This is a genomic window from Variovorax sp. YR750 (genome assembly GCF_900109805.1).
GTDB classification, from domain to species: Bacteria; Pseudomonadota; Gammaproteobacteria; order Burkholderiales; family Burkholderiaceae_C; genus Variovorax; species Variovorax gossypii.
In genome coordinates this window covers 435987-452170 of record NZ_FOBJ01000003.1, presented here as the reverse complement: position 1 = coordinate 452170, position 16184 = coordinate 435987, and the positions used below count along the sequence as shown (strand labels likewise).

At 67.6% G+C, this 16184-nt stretch carries 15 protein-coding genes; 13 read left to right on the top strand and 2 right to left on the bottom strand.

The genetic code is table 11. The features are described from left to right. Positions 1-340 precede the first annotated feature (340 nt). The 6 genes from BMY35_RS08565 (at position 341) to BMY35_RS08540 (ending at position 7602) form a co-directional block, all read left to right on the top strand. The gene (locus BMY35_RS08565) at positions 341-1075 is read left to right on the top strand and encodes a response regulator transcription factor (RefSeq protein WP_170217082.1); all 735 of its coding nucleotides are present in this window, start codon (positions 341-343) and stop codon (positions 1073-1075) included. A gap of 6 nt (positions 1076-1081) precedes the next feature. Beyond that, positions 1082-2926, top strand: coding sequence for a sensor histidine kinase (locus BMY35_RS08560; RefSeq protein ID WP_093196900.1), 1845 nt, complete (start codon positions 1082-1084; stop codon positions 2924-2926). A 32-nt stretch (positions 2927-2958) separates the two neighbouring features. After that, positions 2959-4113 carry a rod shape-determining protein RodA gene (rodA, locus tag BMY35_RS08555; RefSeq protein ID WP_093196898.1) on the top strand — a complete coding sequence of 385 codons (1155 nt, stop codon included), beginning with the start codon at positions 2959-2961 and terminating at the stop codon, positions 4111-4113. A 55-nt stretch (positions 4114-4168) separates the two neighbouring features. Continuing rightward, complete coding sequence (gene tldD / locus BMY35_RS08550) at positions 4169-5629, top strand: metalloprotease TldD (RefSeq protein ID WP_093196897.1); 1461 nt, start codon at positions 4169-4171, stop codon at positions 5627-5629. Between the two features lie 83 nt (positions 5630-5712). Beyond that, positions 5713-6246: a hypothetical protein gene (locus tag BMY35_RS08545; protein WP_093196895.1), complete on the top strand. Its 534-nt coding sequence runs from the start codon at positions 5713-5715 to the stop codon at positions 6244-6246. Between the two features lie 237 nt (positions 6247-6483). Continuing rightward, positions 6484-7602 carry a 3-deoxy-7-phosphoheptulonate synthase gene (locus BMY35_RS08540; RefSeq protein WP_093196893.1) on the top strand — a complete coding sequence of 373 codons (1119 nt, stop codon included), beginning with the start codon at positions 6484-6486 and terminating at the stop codon, positions 7600-7602. Positions 7603-7610: 8 nt separating this feature from the next. Here the strand turns inward: BMY35_RS08540 and BMY35_RS08535 are convergent, their stop codons facing one another. Beyond that, positions 7611-8129: a cupin domain-containing protein gene (locus tag BMY35_RS08535; protein WP_093196891.1), complete on the bottom strand. Its 519-nt coding sequence runs from the start codon at positions 8127-8129 to the stop codon at positions 7611-7613. Next, positions 8126-9529, bottom strand: a complete 1404-nt coding sequence (gene mpl / locus BMY35_RS08530) for a UDP-N-acetylmuramate:L-alanyl-gamma-D-glutamyl-meso-diaminopimelate ligase (protein ID WP_093196889.1) — start codon at positions 9527-9529, stop codon at positions 8126-8128. Before mpl ends, BMY35_RS08535 begins: the two co-directional genes overlap by 4 nt. Before the next feature lie 111 nt (positions 9530-9640). On the opposite strand from mpl, the gene BMY35_RS08525 reads away from it, so the two are divergent. From BMY35_RS08525 to BMY35_RS08495, 7 genes are all read left to right on the top strand, one after another. Further along, entirely contained in the window at positions 9641-10237 is a 597-nt protein-coding gene (locus tag BMY35_RS08525; protein ID WP_093196887.1) for a hypothetical protein, read from the top strand. After that, a complete protein-coding gene (locus tag BMY35_RS08520; RefSeq protein ID WP_093196885.1) occupies positions 10238-10786 on the top strand; it encodes a TlpA family protein disulfide reductase in 549 nt (182 codons plus the stop codon). It abuts the gene before it with no gap. A 100-nt stretch (positions 10787-10886) separates the two neighbouring features. Continuing rightward, entirely contained in the window at positions 10887-11360 is a 474-nt protein-coding gene (accB, locus tag BMY35_RS08515; RefSeq protein ID WP_093196883.1) for an acetyl-CoA carboxylase biotin carboxyl carrier protein, read from the top strand. Positions 11361-11362: 2 nt separating this feature from the next. Then, positions 11363-12712: an acetyl-CoA carboxylase biotin carboxylase subunit gene (accC, locus tag BMY35_RS08510; RefSeq protein ID WP_093196881.1), complete on the top strand. Its 1350-nt coding sequence runs from the start codon at positions 11363-11365 to the stop codon at positions 12710-12712. A gap of 15 nt (positions 12713-12727) precedes the next feature. Beyond that, entirely contained in the window at positions 12728-13618 is an 891-nt protein-coding gene (prmA, locus tag BMY35_RS08505; RefSeq protein ID WP_093196879.1) for a 50S ribosomal protein L11 methyltransferase, read from the top strand. 85 nt (positions 13619-13703) lie between these two features. Beyond that, positions 13704-15152 carry a zinc-ribbon and DUF3426 domain-containing protein gene (locus BMY35_RS08500; protein ID WP_093196877.1) on the top strand — a complete coding sequence of 483 codons (1449 nt, stop codon included), beginning with the start codon at positions 13704-13706 and terminating at the stop codon, positions 15150-15152. Between the two features lie 64 nt (positions 15153-15216). Continuing rightward, entirely contained in the window at positions 15217-16119 is a 903-nt protein-coding gene (locus BMY35_RS08495) for a carbohydrate kinase family protein (RefSeq protein WP_093196875.1), read from the top strand. Positions 16120-16184 lie beyond the last annotated feature (65 nt).

The window sequence follows — 16184 nt, the reverse complement described above, 5'->3', positions numbered from 1 at the left end:
GCATGAGGTCTGTTCTCGCGAGGCCGCCTCCAACATACAAAAAACCCGGCCGGGCGGGTTCTTCGGTAAAGCCCGGCCTGCGAGCTCCCCGGGGTCGCGCCGGCATCCCGCCCGTCCCGTTCCAGTGCATGTCGCGCATCTGGAATTCGAAAGTATTCAAGTTGCGTTCGCGTGCTGCGCGAACCGCCTACGTTCCGGTTACTTCGCCTGCGCGGAGCAGGGCGGAAGGCGCCCGGAAAAAAGCGGCCAGAGTTTCTGACAAGCCCATTGCCGCGCGTATCCCATGAACGAGGGATGTGCACATGGATTCCCGGTGCGCGCCGAGGCTTATGCTCGGAGGATGAACATCGAGGCTCAGGACGACGCGACGCTACGCCGCTGGGGCGTGCTCGTCGTCGAAGACGACAGCCGCGCGCGCGCCTTTTTCGAGGCGAGCGTGCAGCGCAGCCCGCGCCTTTTCTGGCTCGGCAGCGCCGGCACCGTGCAGGAAGCGCTGGGCTGGCTGTCGCGCACCACCACCATTCCCGACGTGCTCCTGGTCGACCTCGGCATGCCCGACGGCACCGGCCTCGACGTGATCCGCGACGCCGTGTCGCGCTTTCCCGGCTGCGAGCCGCTGGTCGTTTCGGTCTTCGGCGACGAGGAGAACGTGCTCGCCAGCATCGAGGCGGGCGCCGTGGGCTACATCCACAAGGACGCCGCGCCGGAGGACATCGCGCAGACCATCGTCGAGATGAAGGCCGGCGCCTCGCCGATCTCGCCCATGATCGCGCGGCGCGTGCTCGCCAAGTACCGTAGCCTGCAGACCGCGGCGCCCACCGGCTCGACGCCGGGCGCCACGCCCGAGGCGGCGGCGGAGGAGGCCGACCGCGGCCTGCTCTCGGCGCGCGAGCACGAGGTGCTGACGCTGATCGCGCGCGGTTTCTCCTATGCGGAGATCGCCCGGCTCAAGGGGCTGAGCGTGCATACGGTGCAGACCCACATCAAGAACCTCTACGGAAAGCTCGCGGTGCATTCCAAGAGCGAGGCGGTCTTCGAGGCGACGCGTCTCGGCCTGCTGTCTCATCCGGGCTGAGCGCAGATGCGACAGAACTGGGTGTCGCTGGTGATGCCGTGGCTGGCGATGCTCCTGATGGGCATCGTCGGTATTTCCGTCGCGGCCGCGTCCGAGGCGCCGATCGAGCTGCGCCAGGGCACCGTGACCACCACGGTCGACGGCGTCACCCGCACGGAGCCGGTCGAGCTTTCCTATCACTGGGACCGTCAGTTCAACGGGCGCCCCGGCACCGCCAGCTTCGACCTGCCGTTCACGCTCGAGGCCGAGCCCGAGACGCCGTGGGGCATCTTTATCCCGCGCGTGGGCAACGTCTTCGAGGTTCAGCTCAACGACGCGCTGCTGCAGACCTATGGCGACATGAAGCGCGGCAACGACGCCGACTACGCCAAGGCGCCCATCTACGTACCCGTGCCCGGCAAGCTGCTGCGCAAGGGCGAAAACCTGCTGCAGATCCGCCTGCATGCCGACACCGCCCGCCTCGCGGGGCTGTCGCAGGTGGTCGTCGGGCCGGCCGCGACGGTGCGCAACGAGCTCTTCGAGAGCGCCAACGCGTGGCGCTTCACCGGCTCGGTGCTGCTGATGGCCTTCAGCCTGATCGTGGGCGGCATCGCGCTGGCGCTGTGGCTCACGCAGCTCGACGTCGACGCCGGCGGGGTGCAGCGACGCGTGGGCATCTATCTCTGGGCCGCGCTGGCGGAGATCTTCTGGGCGGCGCGCATGGTCGACGGCCTGATCGCCGAGCCGCCGCTGTCCTGGGGGCCGTGGGGCGTGCTGATGGCGGCCTGCTATGCCGGCTGGGCGGCCGCCTCCATGATGTTCGTCTACCACCTCGCGGGCTGGGCCAACGAGCGCGGCCATCGCTGGGTGCGCTGGCCGGTGGCGGGCATCGTGGTCGGAACGGTGATCTTCAGCGCGCTGTCGCTGCAGCGGGACGAGCCGGCGTGGTTCACCGGCTGGCTCGCCGTCGAGCTCGTGTTCGTCGCCGCCTTCGTCGGCGCCTTCGCCGTCGCCACGCTGCGCAACCCGAACGACGACCGCCTGCTGATGGCCGGCGCGGCGCTGGTCACGGTGGCCCTGGCCGCGCGCGACTGGCTGGTGATCCGCCTGAGCGACGCCTACGGCGAAACCACCTGGGTGCGCTATTCGTCGGTGTTCTTCGGCGCGGTGCTGCTGCTGATCGTGCTGCGGCGCTTCCGCGCGGCGACGCTGCAGGCGCGGGGCTCGGTCGCCGCCCTGGCCGAGCGGGTGGCGCAGCGCGAGCGCGAACTGGCGGCCACCTATGCCGAGCTCGAGGCGGCGGCGCAGGTGCAGGCTCGCACCCACGAGCGCGAGCGCATCCTGCGCGAGATGCACGACGGCGTGGGCTCGCACATCAGCTCGGCCATCCGGCAGCTGCAGTCGGGCCAGAGCAGCTCGGGCGACCTGCTGCGCACGCTGCGCGATTCGCTGGACCAGCTCAAGCTGCAGATCGATTCCATCCACCTGCCGCCGGGCGACGTGGGCGCGTTGCTCGCGGCCGCACGCTACCGGCTGGAGCCCCGCCTGGCGTCCGCCGGCATCGAGTTCGAATGGGCGGTGGACGAGGTGGAGCCGGTGGCCGGGCTCGACGCGCACGGCATGCGTCAACTGCAGTTCCTGCTGTTCGAGGCCATCTCCAACGTGCTGCAGCACGCCGAGGCCACCGTGCTTCGCTTCGAGGCCGGCATGCAGGGCAAGACGGTGCAGCTGCGGGTGATCGACAACGGCAAGGGCTTCGACGCGGCCAAGCACAGGCCGCGGTCGCTGGCGGAGCGCTCCGGGGCCATCGGGGCCCGGCTGACGGTCGAAAGCCGACCGGGGCGCACGGTCGTTCAGCTCGAATTCGATTGAGGCGGCCGGCGGGGCGGAGATAATCCGCCTTCATGTCCGCCGTGTTCAATCAGCCCTCCCTGGCGCGTCGAATTGCGCCCATCTTCCAGGGCTTCGACGGCTTCCTGGCCTTTGCCGTCCTGCTGCTCGCCTTCGCCGGGCTGCTGACCATGTATTCCTCGGGTTACGACCACGGAACCCGTTTCGTCGACCATGGCCGCAACATGCTGCTGGCCGGTTTCATCATGTTCGTGGTGGCGCAGGTGCCGCCCCAGCGGCTGATGCTGGCCGCCGTGCCGCTCTACACGATGGGCGTGGCGCTGCTGGTGGCGGTGGCGCTGTTCGGCATCACCAAGAAGGGCGCCCAGCGCTGGATCAACGTGGGCGTGGTCATCCAGCCCAGCGAGATCCTGAAGATCGCCATGCCGCTGATGCTGGCCTGGTGGTTCCAGCGGCGCGAAGGCCAGCTGAGGCCGCTCGACTTCGTGGTGGCGACCGCGCTGCTGGCGGTACCGGTCGGGCTCATCATGAAGCAGCCCGACCTGGGCACCTCGCTGCTGGTGCTGGCGGCGGGGCTGTCGGTGATCTTCTTCGCCGGGCTGCCCTGGAAGCTGATCGTGCCGCCGGTGGTGATCGGCGCGGTGGCCATCACGCTGATCGTCGGATTCGAGTCGAGGCTCTGCGCCGACGGGGTCGACTGGCGCGTGCTGCACGACTACCAGAAGCAGCGCGTGTGCACGCTGCTCGACCCGAGCAAGGACCCGCTGGGCAAGGGCTTCCACATCATCCAGGGAATGATCGCCATCGGCTCGGGCGGCGTGGGCGGCAAGGGCTTCATGCAGGGCACGCAGACGCACCTCGAATTCATCCCCGAGCGCACCACCGACTTCATCTTCGCCGCCTATTCCGAGGAATTCGGGCTCATGGGCAACCTAGCGCTGATCTCGGCCTTCATCCTGCTGATCTTCCGGGGGCTGGTGATCGCGGCCAACGCCGGAACGCTGTTCTCGCGCCTGCTGGCGGGGGCGGTGACCATGATCTTCTTCACCTACGCCTTCGTGAACATGGGCATGGTCAGCGGCATCCTGCCCGTGGTGGGCGTGCCGCTGCCCTTCATCAGCTACGGCGGCACCGCGATGGTGACGCTGGGGCTGGGGCTGGGCATCCTGATGTCGATCGCCCGGGCCAGGAGGCTGGCGCAGAACTAGCGCCGGAGTGTCCTTCGGGGCAGCGCGGAAGAGGGTGGCTGCCTAGAATGGGGGGATGATCTCCCGCGAACCCACCATCGAGCGCCTCGCCACGGCGCAACAGCTCCTTCTCACGCCGTTCGGCCTCGACGAATCGCACCTGAGCAAGGCCCTGGCCGAGATCACCGCGCACCGGGTGGACGACGCCGACCTGTACTTCCAGTACACCCGCAGCGAGGGCTGGAGCCTCGAGGAAGGCATCGTCAAGACCGGCAGCTTCAGCATCGACCAGGGCGTCGGCGTGCGCGCGGTCAGCGGCGAGAAGACCGCTTTTGCCTATTCCGACGACATTTCCGAGGCCTCGCTGCTCGACGCGGCGCGCACCGTCCGCTCCATTTCTTCAGCCGGCCGTGCCGGCAAGGTGAAGACGGCGGCCCGCAAGATCGCCTCCAGCCGCTCGCTCTACCAGGGCATCGACCCCATTTCCACGCTCGACAGCACCGCCAAGGTGAAGCTGCTCGAGAGGGTCGAGAAGCTCGCCCGTTCGCGCGATCCGCGCGTGGCGCAGGTGATGGCGGGGCTGGCCAGCGAGTACGACGTGGTGCTGGTGGCCCGCGCCGACGGCACCCTGGCCGCCGACGTGCGGCCGCTGGTGCGCCTGTCGGTCACCGTGATCGCCGAGCAGAACGGCCGCCGCGAGATCGGCTCCGGCGGCGGCGGCGGGCGTTTCGGCCTGGCCTATTTTTCCGACGAGCAGATCGCCGAGTACGTCGACCATGCCGTGAAGGCCGCCCTGACGAATCTCGACGCCCGTCCGGCTCCGGCTGGCGAAATGACCGTGGTGCTCGGCTCCGGCTGGCCCGGCATCCTGCTGCACGAAGCCATCGGCCACGGGCTGGAGGGCGACTTCAACCGCAAGGGCTCGAGCGCCTTCTCGGGCCGCATCGGCCAGCGCGTGGCGGCCAAGGGCGTGACCGTGCTCGACGACGGCACCATCGCCGACCGCCGCGGCTCGCTGAACGTGGACGACGAGGGCAACGCCAGCCAGCGCAACGTGCTGATCGAGGACGGCATCCTCAAGGGCTACATCCAGGATGCGCTCAACGCCCGCCTGATGAAGGTCAAGCCCACCGGCAACGGCCGCCGCGAAAGCTATGCCCACGTGCCGATGCCGCGCATGACCAACACCTACATGCTCGGCGGCGACAAGGAACCCGAGGAGATCGTCGCAAGCATCAAGAAGGGCCTGTACGCCACCAATTTCGGCGGCGGGCAGGTCGACATCACCAGCGGCAAGTTCGTGTTCTCGGCCAGCGAGGCCTACTGGGTCGAGAACGGCAAGATCCAGTACCCGGTGAAGGGGGCGACCATCGTGGGCAACGGCCCCGACGCGCTCACCCGCGTGACCATGATCGGCAACGACATGGCGCTCGACTCGGGCGTCGGCACCTGCGGCAAGGAAGGCCAGAGCGTGCCGGTCGGCGTCGGCCAGCCCACCCTGCGCATCGACGGCCTGACTGTAGGTGGAACGGCTTAGGACTTTCGGCACTTGCCGGCTGTTTCCTTCGGTTGCTAAGCTGCGCTCCTTTTTTTGCGAACGACGAATCAAGGAGCATTTCAATGGGGAACAGGATCAATTCGCCCGCCGTGCTGTGGGCCGCGACCGCCATGGTGGTGCTGGCCACCGTCGGTTGCGCATCGCGCGGCAGTTCGGGCAGCCAGCCTGAGGCGGCCCCCGCGGCCGCTGCTCCGGCACCCGCCGCGCGTGGCGGTGCCAAGGCCGGCATGGATGCCCAGGGCAACGTGACCGATTCGTCCAAGGTCGAGGCCGGCAGCGGCCGCACCGTCAAGGGCCTGAACGGCTACGAAGGCGAGATCACCGGCAATCCGGCGCGCAACAGCAAGTTCGCGCGCCTGCAGATCGGCATGAGCGCCAGGCAGGTCACCGACATCGCCGGCCAGCCCACCGACCAGGGCGCATATGTAACCGGCAAGGCCTTCATTCCCTTCTATTTCGGCAGCGACCGCCATCGTTTCGAGATGACCTACAAGGGCCAGGGCCGCCTGATCTTCGCGGGTGGCGGCATGGGAGATTTCTCCTCCGGCAACCTGATCTGGATCATCCACAACGCCAACGAATCGGGCTACCGGTAAACAACAGCGAGCCCGGTTCCTTGACCGGGTTTTGCTTTTCCGTGCTACATTGCCAACCCATGTCCGCTCTCCGCGCTTACTTTTTTGCCTACTTTTGGTTCCCGGTTTCCGGCGGACGAGAGGCGAGCGCGTAAAAAGCACACACGAATACCCTCCCAAAACCGCCGGTGGCCTCAAGCCCCGGCGGTTTTTTCTTGGCCCCTCGATTCCAACTCCAGCACACAAGGAAGAAGCACCATGAGCACGAACAACTCCCCCACCAGCGACAGCTGGTATGCGCGCGTCGAAAAAACCAGCAAGACCGACGACGAACGCATCAAGGACATCAACGTGCTCCCCCCTCCAGAACACCTCATCCGCTTCTTCCCCATCCGCGGCACCGCGGTCGAGACGCTGATCGAGGACACCCGCCGGCGCATCCACAACATCATGGCCGGCAAGGACGACCGGCTGCTGGTGATCATGGGCCCGTGCTCGATCCACGACCCGGCCGCCGCGATCGAATACGCCCGCCGCCTCAAGGTCGAGCGCGAGAAATACGCCGGCACGCTGGAAATCGTGATGCGCGTGTACTTCGAGAAGCCGCGCACCACGGTCGGCTGGAAGGGCCTCATCAACGACCCGTACCTGGACGAGAGCTTCCGCATCGACGAAGGCCTGCGCATCGCGCGCCAGCTGCTGATCGACATCAACCGCCTGGGCCTGCCGGCGGGCAGCGAGTTCCTCGACGTGATCTCGCCGCAGTACATCGGCGACCTGATCTCCTGGGGTGCCATCGGCGCGCGCACCACTGAAAGCCAGGTGCACCGCGAACTCGCCTCGGGCCTGTCGGCGCCCATCGGCTTCAAGAACGGCACCGACGGCAACATCCGCATCGCCACCGACGCCATCCAGGCTGCGGCGCGCGGCCATCACTTCCTTTCGGTGCACAAGAACGGCCAGGTCGCGATCGTGCAGACCAACGGCAACCGCGACTGCCACGTGATCCTGCGCGGCGGCAAGGCGCCCAACTACGACGCCGCCAGTGTCGAAGCGGCGTGTAAAGACCTCGAGGCCGCCAAGCTGCCGCCCACGCTGATGGTCGACTGCAGCCACGCCAACAGCTCTAAGCAGCACCAGAAGCAGATCGACGTGGCGAAGGACATCGCCGGACAGATCGCAGACGGCTCGAAGCGGGTCTTCGGCGTGATGGTCGAGAGCCACCTGCTGCCGGGTGCCCAGAAGTTCACGCCGGGCAAGGACCAGCTCTCGGGCCTCGAATACGGCAAGAGCATCACCGACGCCTGCCTGGGCTGGGACGATTCGGTGCAGGTGCTGGACACGCTCTCGCAAGCGGTCAAGCGTCGCAGGGGCTGAAAAACGGGCTAGAGCAGGCCAGCCAGGTCGGGCCAGTGGTGCCGCATCGACGCAGCCTCGTCGCTGTCGGGCGGCACTAGGGAAAAATCGGCGAAGTCGAAGCCCGGCCCAACCATGCAGGCGACCAGCGTGTAGTCGCCCGAGCTGTGACCCTGGATCGGCTGCGCCGCCTGCCACTGGCCGGCCGGCACCACGTGCTGGGGGCGGGTGCCATGCACGTCGACCGGGCCCAGCCGCACGTGGGCCGGCGCCGTGCGCATCGCGGCGTCGCAGGTCCACAGCGCGAGCGGCACGCCTTCCAGGTGAACCCAGACCTCGTCGGACAGCACGCGATGCCAGCGCGAATGCTGGCCCCCCTCGAGCAGGTAATAGATGCTGGTCAGCGCACTGCGCGGAGCGCGCCCATCGGCAGGCGTGACGCTCGACGCGGAGCGGAACACTTCGCTGTACCAGCCGCCCTCGGGGTGGGGCTGCAGCTTCAGGGTCTCGACCAGTTCGCGCGCGCGTGCGATGGGCATGGCGGTCATGATGCCGTCGGCGCCCGTAGCGCCGCAAGCAGTTTGTCGTGCACGCCGCCGAAGCCGCCGTTGCTCATGCAGACGATGTGATCGCCCGGCCGGGCGGCGGCAACGACCTGCTCGACCAGGGGTTCGATGGCTCCGGCGACCTTCGCGCGCTCGCCCATGGGCGCGAGCGCCGCGGCGGCGTCCCAGTCGAGTCCGGCCGTGTGGCAGAACGACAGGTCCGCCGATTCCAGGCTCCAGGGCAGCTGCGCCGCCATGACGCCCAGCTTCATCGTGTTGCTGCGCGGCTCGAAGGCAGCGAGGATGCGCTCACTTTTTCGGCCGGCGGCGTCCAGCTTCTTGCGCAGGCCGTCGAGCGTGGTGCGGATCGCGGTGGGGTGGTGGGCGAAATCGTCGTAGACCGTGATCGCGCCGCCTTCGCGCTCGACTGTGCCGCGCAGTTCCATGCGGCGGCGCACGTTGCGGAAGCTGCCGAGCGCACGGGCGGCATCGGCCGGCGCAACGCCCACATGCTCGGCCGCGGCGATGGCGGCCAGCGCGTTCATCTGGTTGTGCAGGCCGGAGAGTTCCCATTCGACCCGGCCGACTGTCTCGCCGCGCAGCAGCACGTCGAAGGCGTCGTGCGTGCCGCTGGCCTGCCATTCGCCCTTGGCGCCGAAGCGCGCGAGTTCGCTCCAGCAGCCCCGGGCCAGCACGCGCTGCAGGCTTTCCTCGGTGGCATTCACCACCAGCCGACCCGTGCCCGGCACGGTGCGCACCAAGTGATGGAACTGGCGCTCGATGGCGGCCAGATCGTCGAAGATGTCCGCGTGATCGAACTCGAGGTTGTTCAGCACGGCGGTGCGCGGTCGGTAGTGAACGAACTTGCTGCGTTTGTCGAAGAAGGCCGTGTCGTACTCGTCGGCCTCGATCACGAAGGCGGGGCCGTCGCCCAGCCGGGCCGAGACGCCGAAGTCCAGCGGCACGCCGCCCACCAGGAAGCCGGGGGCCTTGCCTCCTTTTTCGAGGATCCAGGCCAGCATCGAGGTGGTGGTCGTCTTGCCGTGCGTTCCGGCCACCGCCAGGACATGGCGGCCCAGCAGCACATGTTCGGCCAGCCACTGCGGGCCGCTGGTGTAGGGCTTGCCGGCGTCGAGGATGGCTTCCATCAGCGGGAACTTTGGGCTCCCGTCGGGCAGCCGGGCACGCGACACCACGTTGCCGACCACGAAGATGTCGGGCGCGAGCGAGAGCTGATCGGCGCCGAAGCCTTCGATCAGGTCGATGCCGAGGGCGCGCAGCTGGTCGCTCATCGGGGGGTACACGCCGGCGTCGCAGCCCGTGACCCGGTGGCCGGCTTCGCGAGCCAGGGCGGCCACGCCGCCCATGAAAGTGCCGCAGATACTGAGGATATGAATGTGCATCGGTCGATTCTAGGGAAGCGATGTGCGGCACCCTTGGCTCGCTCGCGCGCTTGTCCCGGGCTTCGTACTGATGTTCATGTGAGGGGCGCCTACTGCGGGCAAAATGCCCCGATGGACACGTCCAAGCGCGAAATCGCCGCCGCAGCAGCCCGCCTCGTCGTCGAGGAGGGGCTCGAGTACGGGCCGGCCAAGCGCCGGGCCCTGCGCGACCTGGGGCTTCCGACGCGCACCGCGCTGCCGAACAACGACGAGGTCGAGGCCGAGGTCCGCGAGTACATCGAGCTTTTCTGTGCCGACACCCAGCCGCAGGAATTGCATGCATTGCGCCTGCTCGCGCTCGAATGGATGGAGCGCATGGCGGCCTTCCGCCCTCATGTGGGTGGTGCCGTGTGGCACGGAACGGCCACCCGCCTGTCGGACATTTATATTCAGTTGTTCTGCGATGATTCCAAATCGGCCGAGATAGCGCTGATCGATCACCATGTGGACTACGAGCCGCGCATGGTGACCGGCTTTCATGGCGAGCAGGTCGAGGCCCTGAGCGTGCATGCATCGAGCCGGGCGCTCGGCGAGGAAATCGGCGTGCATCTGCTGGTGTACGACCTCGACGACCTTCGCGGGGCCCTGAAGCCCGACGCGCAGGGGCGCGTGCCGCGCGGCGACCTGCCCGCACTGCGCCGACTGATTGAACGAGAAAAGGACAAGTGAATGACTTCTTCGCCCACCCGACGCGGCATGCTCTATGCCGGCGTGGCGGCTGTGGCCGCGGCCGCCGGGGTCGGCGGCGCCTGGTGGAAGGAGCGCGGTGGCAGCGCGGGCGGGGGCGAGATGCTCGACGCGGCCTTCTGGGCCCAGAGCTTCGAGCGTCCGGAGGGCGGTAGCCTCGTCCTGTCCAGCCTGCGCGGCAAGCCGCTGCTGCTGAACTTCTGGGCGACCTGGTGCCCGCCATGCGTCGAGGAAATGCCGATGATCGACGCCTTCTTCCGCCAAAATGGCGCGAATGGATGGCAAGTGGTCGGATTGGCCATCGATCAGCCCAGCGCCGTACGCAAATTCCTGCAGCGTACGCCGGTCAGCTACCCGACCGGCCTGGCTGGCCTGCAGGGCACCGAGCTGGTCAAGAACCTGGGCAATACGGGTGGCGGATTGCCCTTCACGCTGGTCCTGAATGCGAACGGCTCCGTGGCCGCCCGTAAAATGGGCAAGCTCGAGACGACCGACCTGGACACTTGGCGGCGTGAACTGGTTCATGGTTAGAATCAGTCGCTTACGCTGGCGTTAGACGCCGAACGCCGAAAATCACCGATTTTCGAACAAGTTATGCCCTGAAGACCGGCACAGCCGGCACTGGAGTCTCATGGATCTGCGCAAACTCAAGACACTGATCGATCTGGTGTCCGAATCGAATATTTCCGAACTGGAAATCACGGAAACCGAAGGCAAGGTTCGCATCGTCAAGGGCGGCGGTGCTGCTCCGGTGCAGTATGTGCAGACCCTGGCCGCTCCCCAGGCCACCGCGGCGGCGCCCGTCGCGACTGCCGGCGCTCCGGCGGCTGCAGCCGTGGCCAGCGCTCCGGCGGCCGAGGCCGCGCCGGCCGGCCATGCCGTGAAGTCGCCGATGGTCGGCACCTTCTACCGTTCGTCGAGCCCGGGCGCCCCGGCGTTCGTCGAGGTCGGCAGCAAGGTCAACGAGGGCGACACGCTCTGCATCATCGAGGCGATGAAGATCCTCAACGAAATCGAGGCCGACAAGTCCGGCACCATCACCCAGATCCTCGGCGAAAACGGCCAGGCGGTCGAATACGGACAGCCGCTGTTCATCATCGAGTAAGCATGTTCAAGAAGATCCTGGTTGCAAACCGGGGGGAAATCGCCCTCCGGATTCAGCGCGCCTGCAGCGAGCTCGGCATCAAGGCCGTGATGGTCTATTCCGAGGCTGACCGCGACGCCAAGTACATCAAGCTCGCCGAAGAGGCCGTGTGCATCGGCCCGGCCCCCTCGTCGCAGAGCTACCTCAACATGCCGGCGATCATCTCGGCGGCCGAGGTGACGGACGCCGAGGCGATCCACCCCGGTTACGGCTTCCTGAGCGAGAACGCCAACTTCGCCGAGCGCGTGGAGCAAAGCGGCTTCCAGTTCATCGGCCCGACGCCCGACAACATCCGCACGATGGGCGACAAGGTGTCAGCCAAGCAGGCGATGATCAAGGCCGGCGTGCCCTGCGTGCCCGGCTCGGAGGGTGAGCTCTCGGACGACGCGGCCACCAACAAGCGCATCGCGCGCGCCATCGGCTACCCCGTCATCATCAAGGCGGCAGGCGGCGGCGGTGGTCGCGGCATGCGCGTGGTGCACACCGAGGCTGCGCTGGTCAACGCGATCCAGATGACCAAGGCGGAGGCCCAGGCGGCCTTCAACAATCCGGCCGTGTACATGGAGAAGTTCCTCCAGAACCCGCGCCACATCGAGATCCAGGTGCTTGCCGACAAGCACAAGAACGCGGTCTACCTCGGCGAGCGCGACTGCTCCATGCAGCGCCGCCACCAGAAGGTGATCGAGGAATCGCCTGCGCCCGGCATCCCGCGCAAGCTGATCGAGAAGATCGGCGAGCGTTGCGCCGCGGCCTGCAAGAAGATCGGCTACCGCGGCGCCGGCACCTTCGAGTTCCTCTACGAAAACGGCGAGTTCTACTTCATCGAGATGAACACGCGCGTGCAGGTGGAGCACCCGGTGACCGAGTTCACCACCGGCATCGACATCGTCAAGACGCAGATCATGGTCGCCGCCGGCGAGAAGCTGCCGTTCACGCAGCGCCAGATCCAGATGCACGGCCACGCCATCGAGTGCCGCATCAACGCGGAAGACGCCTGGAAGTTCACCCCCTCGCCGGGCCGCATCACCATGTGGCATCCGCCGGGCGGCCCGGGCGTTCGCGTCGACTCCCACGCGTACACCAACTACTTCGTGCCGCCGAACTACGATTCGATGATCGGCAAGATCATCGTGTACGGCGACACGCGCGAGCAGGCCATGGCCCGCATGCGCACAGCGCTGAACGAGACGGTGATCGAAGGCATCCAGACCAACATCCCGCTGCACCGCGAGTTGATGGTCGACGCCAAGTTCATGAGCGGCGGCACCAATATCCACTACCTCGAAGAGTGGCTGGCTGCGCACAAGCGCTGAGCCTGGAATATCGCGATGTTTGAACTCCGCCTGATGGCGCCGGAAGACCGGGTCGATACGCTGTGCGAGGCGCTCGATGCACTCGATGCATTGAGCGTGTCGGTGGAAGACGCCGACGCGCAGACCGACGCCGAGCAGGCGCTGTTCGGCGAGCCGGGCATGCCGCCGCCGAAAGAGGGCTGGCAGCGCTCGCGCGTGATCGCTCTGTTTCCCGACGAAGCCCAGGCGAAGGAAGCCTCGTCCGTGCTCGCGCTGCAGGATTTCTTCGAAGGCTGCGAGGTGCTCGGCATCGCGCCGGTGCCCGAGCAGGACTGGGTGCGCCTGACGCAGTCGCAGTTCGCGCCCGTCGAGGTCACTCCAGAGTTCTGGATCGTGCCGACGTGGCATGAGCCGCCCGGGCAGGCGAAGCAGGTGATCCGGCTCGATCCGGGCCTGGCTTTCGGCACCGGCACGCATCCCACCACGCGCATGTGCCTGCGCTGGATCGCGACCCAGGGCGAGGGCGCGCTGGCCAACCTGCGCGTGCTCGACTACGGCTGCGGCTCCGGCATCCTGGCGATCGGCGCGGCGAAGTTCGGTTCGACGGACATCGACGCCGTCGACATCGACGAGGCGGCGGTTTCCTCGACCGTGCTCAATGCCGAGGCCAACGGCGTGAAGCTGAAGGCCGGGCTGCCCGAAGCCGCCAAGGGCGAATACGACATCGTGCTCGCCAACATCCTGGCCACGCCGCTCAAGGTGCTCGCGCCCCTGCTGCGCAGCCACGTGAAGGCGGGCGGATCGCTCGTCATGGCCGGCATCCTCGAGCGCCAGGCCGAGGAGCTGAAAGAGGCCTACGCGCCGTACGCCACGCTCGAAGTCAGCGACGCCGAGGACGGCTGGATCCTCATGACCGCTCGCTGCTGAGCGGCCGCTGCGCGCGGCTGGCCGGCTTTTTGCGTCGCCTTGCAGCCCTCCCGCGGCGAGGGCGCAACCCTACAATCGCCCGGTCATGAGCCTTGTCACGCGCTGCCCCGCCTGCACCACCACCTTCAAGGTGGTGCGAGACCAGCTTCGCATCTCGGATGGCTGGGTGCGCTGCGGCCGCTGCAGCAATGTGTTCGATGCCACGCTCGACCTGCACGAGACGGGCGACGGTTCGCCGGCACCGGTGCAGGGCAGCGGCTACATGCCGGGACTGGTCGAGCAGCAGCCTGCCCCTGAGTCCGCGCCACCCGCGTCTCTGCCTGAGCCCCCGATCGAAGAGAAAGAGCCGGCACCCGCTGCGTCGACGACCGAGGACGCGGATTTCTTCGACGACGAGCCCGAGCATCAGCATCGGTCCCGTGAGGAAGAGGATCTGCTGCCGCCGGATGCCCTGGTGCTCGCGCCGGCCCCGGCGGTCGTGTCGCCCCCGGCGCAAGACCGCCCGCCACCGCCACCGTCCGCACCGCTGCCTGCGTTCTCGCTGACCCTGCCCGAGCACGGCATCGCCGCCGACGAGCCGTGGTCCGACCTCGATGTCAGCGAGCCTGCCTGGAGGCCGCCGCCGAGCACGCTGCCGCCGTTCCCGAACATCGACCTGAATCTCGCGGCGCCGCCTCCTGCACCGCCACCCCCGGCTCCGCCGCTGCCTGTCGCTTCGCGCGCCAAGGCGACGACGATGCGCACGCTGATCGAGCGTGCCAGCGACGAAGGCGAAGATGCGGAGCGGGAGAGGGCACGCGAGCAGCAGGAGAAAGAGCACGACCAGGTACAGATGCAGAAGGCGTTGCGCCGTGCACGCGCCAAGTCGGCCAAGATCGCGAGCGCCAAGGCGCGCGAGGAGCGCGTTGCTGCGCAGGCTCCGGCCATCGTGGTGCAGGCGGAGAGCGAGCCCGAGCTGAATGCGCGCGCTTCGGATTTCGAACTGCCAGTGGGGCATCCCTTTGCCGACGAAGACGATTCCGCGGAAAAGCCGACGGGCTTCTGGCAACGCAAGGGCGTGCGCGTCGTGCTGGTCCTGCTGGTGGTGCTTGCCGCGTTGCTGCTCGTCCTGCAGATCATCCACCACGAGCGCGACGGCATCGTCGCGCGCCAGCCCAACCTGCGGCCCGCGCTGGCGGCGCTGTGCCAGTACACGGGCTGCGAACTCGGCGCGCTGCGCCAGATCGGCGACATCGTGATCGAAGGCGCGGCCTTCGCGCGCGAGAAGAGCGGCGGCAACGACTACCGCCTGAGCTTCACCCTGCGCAACGGCGCCACCGTGCCGCTTGCGATGCCGGCCGTCGAACTCTCGCTGCTCGACACGCAGGAGCGCGCCGTGGTGCGTCGCGTGCTGATGCCGGCGGACTACGGTGCCCCGGCGGTGCTGGCTGCGCGCGCCGATCGCGCTGCCTCGCTGCCTCTCTCCCTGTCTGCCTCCGAAGCGGCGGCACTACCGCCTGTCGCGGGTTATCGCGTCGAGGCTTTCTATCCCTGAGCGGGGCGCGTGCACGCATGCGTCCCTCTCGTTTTCATCCACTCAACACAACCAACGGCTAACCATGGCAGCAGTGATTTGCGGTTCCCTCGCATTCGACACCATCATGACTTTCGAGGGCCGGTTCGCCGACCAGATCCTTCCGGACCAGCTGCACATCCTCAATGTGTCTTTCCTGGTGCCGACGCTACGCCGTGACTTCGGCGGCTGCGCGGGCAACATCGCATACAGCCTCAATGCGCTGGGCGGCGCCGCGCTACCCATGGCCACGCTCGGCAGCGACGGCGCCACGTACCTCGAGCGCATGCGCTCGCTGGGCATCAGCACGGAGTTCGTGCGCCAGCTCGACGACACCTTCACCGCGCAGGCGATGATCATGAGCGACGTCGACAACAACCAGATCACCGCCTTCCACCCCGGCGCGATGCAGCAGGCGCACATCACCAAGGTGGCGGCGCGCGACGACATCAAGCTCGGCATCATCGCGCCCGATGGCCGCGACGCCATGCTGCAGCACGCGGAGCAGTTCGCCGCCGCCGGCATTCCCTTCGTGTTCGATCCGGGCCAGGGCCTGCCGATGTTCGACGGCGAGGCGCTGCGCCATTTCGTCGAGCTCGCGAGCTGGGTGGTGGTGAACGACTACGAAGGCAAGATGCTGTCGCAGCGCACCGGCTGGAGCCTGGCCGAGATCTCGAAGCGCGTGCGCGGCCTGGTGGTCACGCTGGCGGCCGAGGGCTGCGAAGTGTGGACGAACGGCAAGCGCGAGCACGTGCCGGGCGTGGTGGCCACCGAGGTCGTCGAGCCCACGGGCTGCGGCGACGCATGGCGCGGCGCGCTGCTCTTCGGGCTGGAAAAGGGTTGGTCGCTCGCGCAATGCGCGGCGCTGGGCAACAAGGTGGGTGCGATCAAGATCGCGCAGCGTGGCCCGCAGAACTACGAGATCGATCGCAAGGCGCTGGGTCTCTGATACTTCTTTCCACCAGCGTCCCGGCGAGGCTGGGGCGATGAGGGAATAAAAAAAGCCCGGCACCG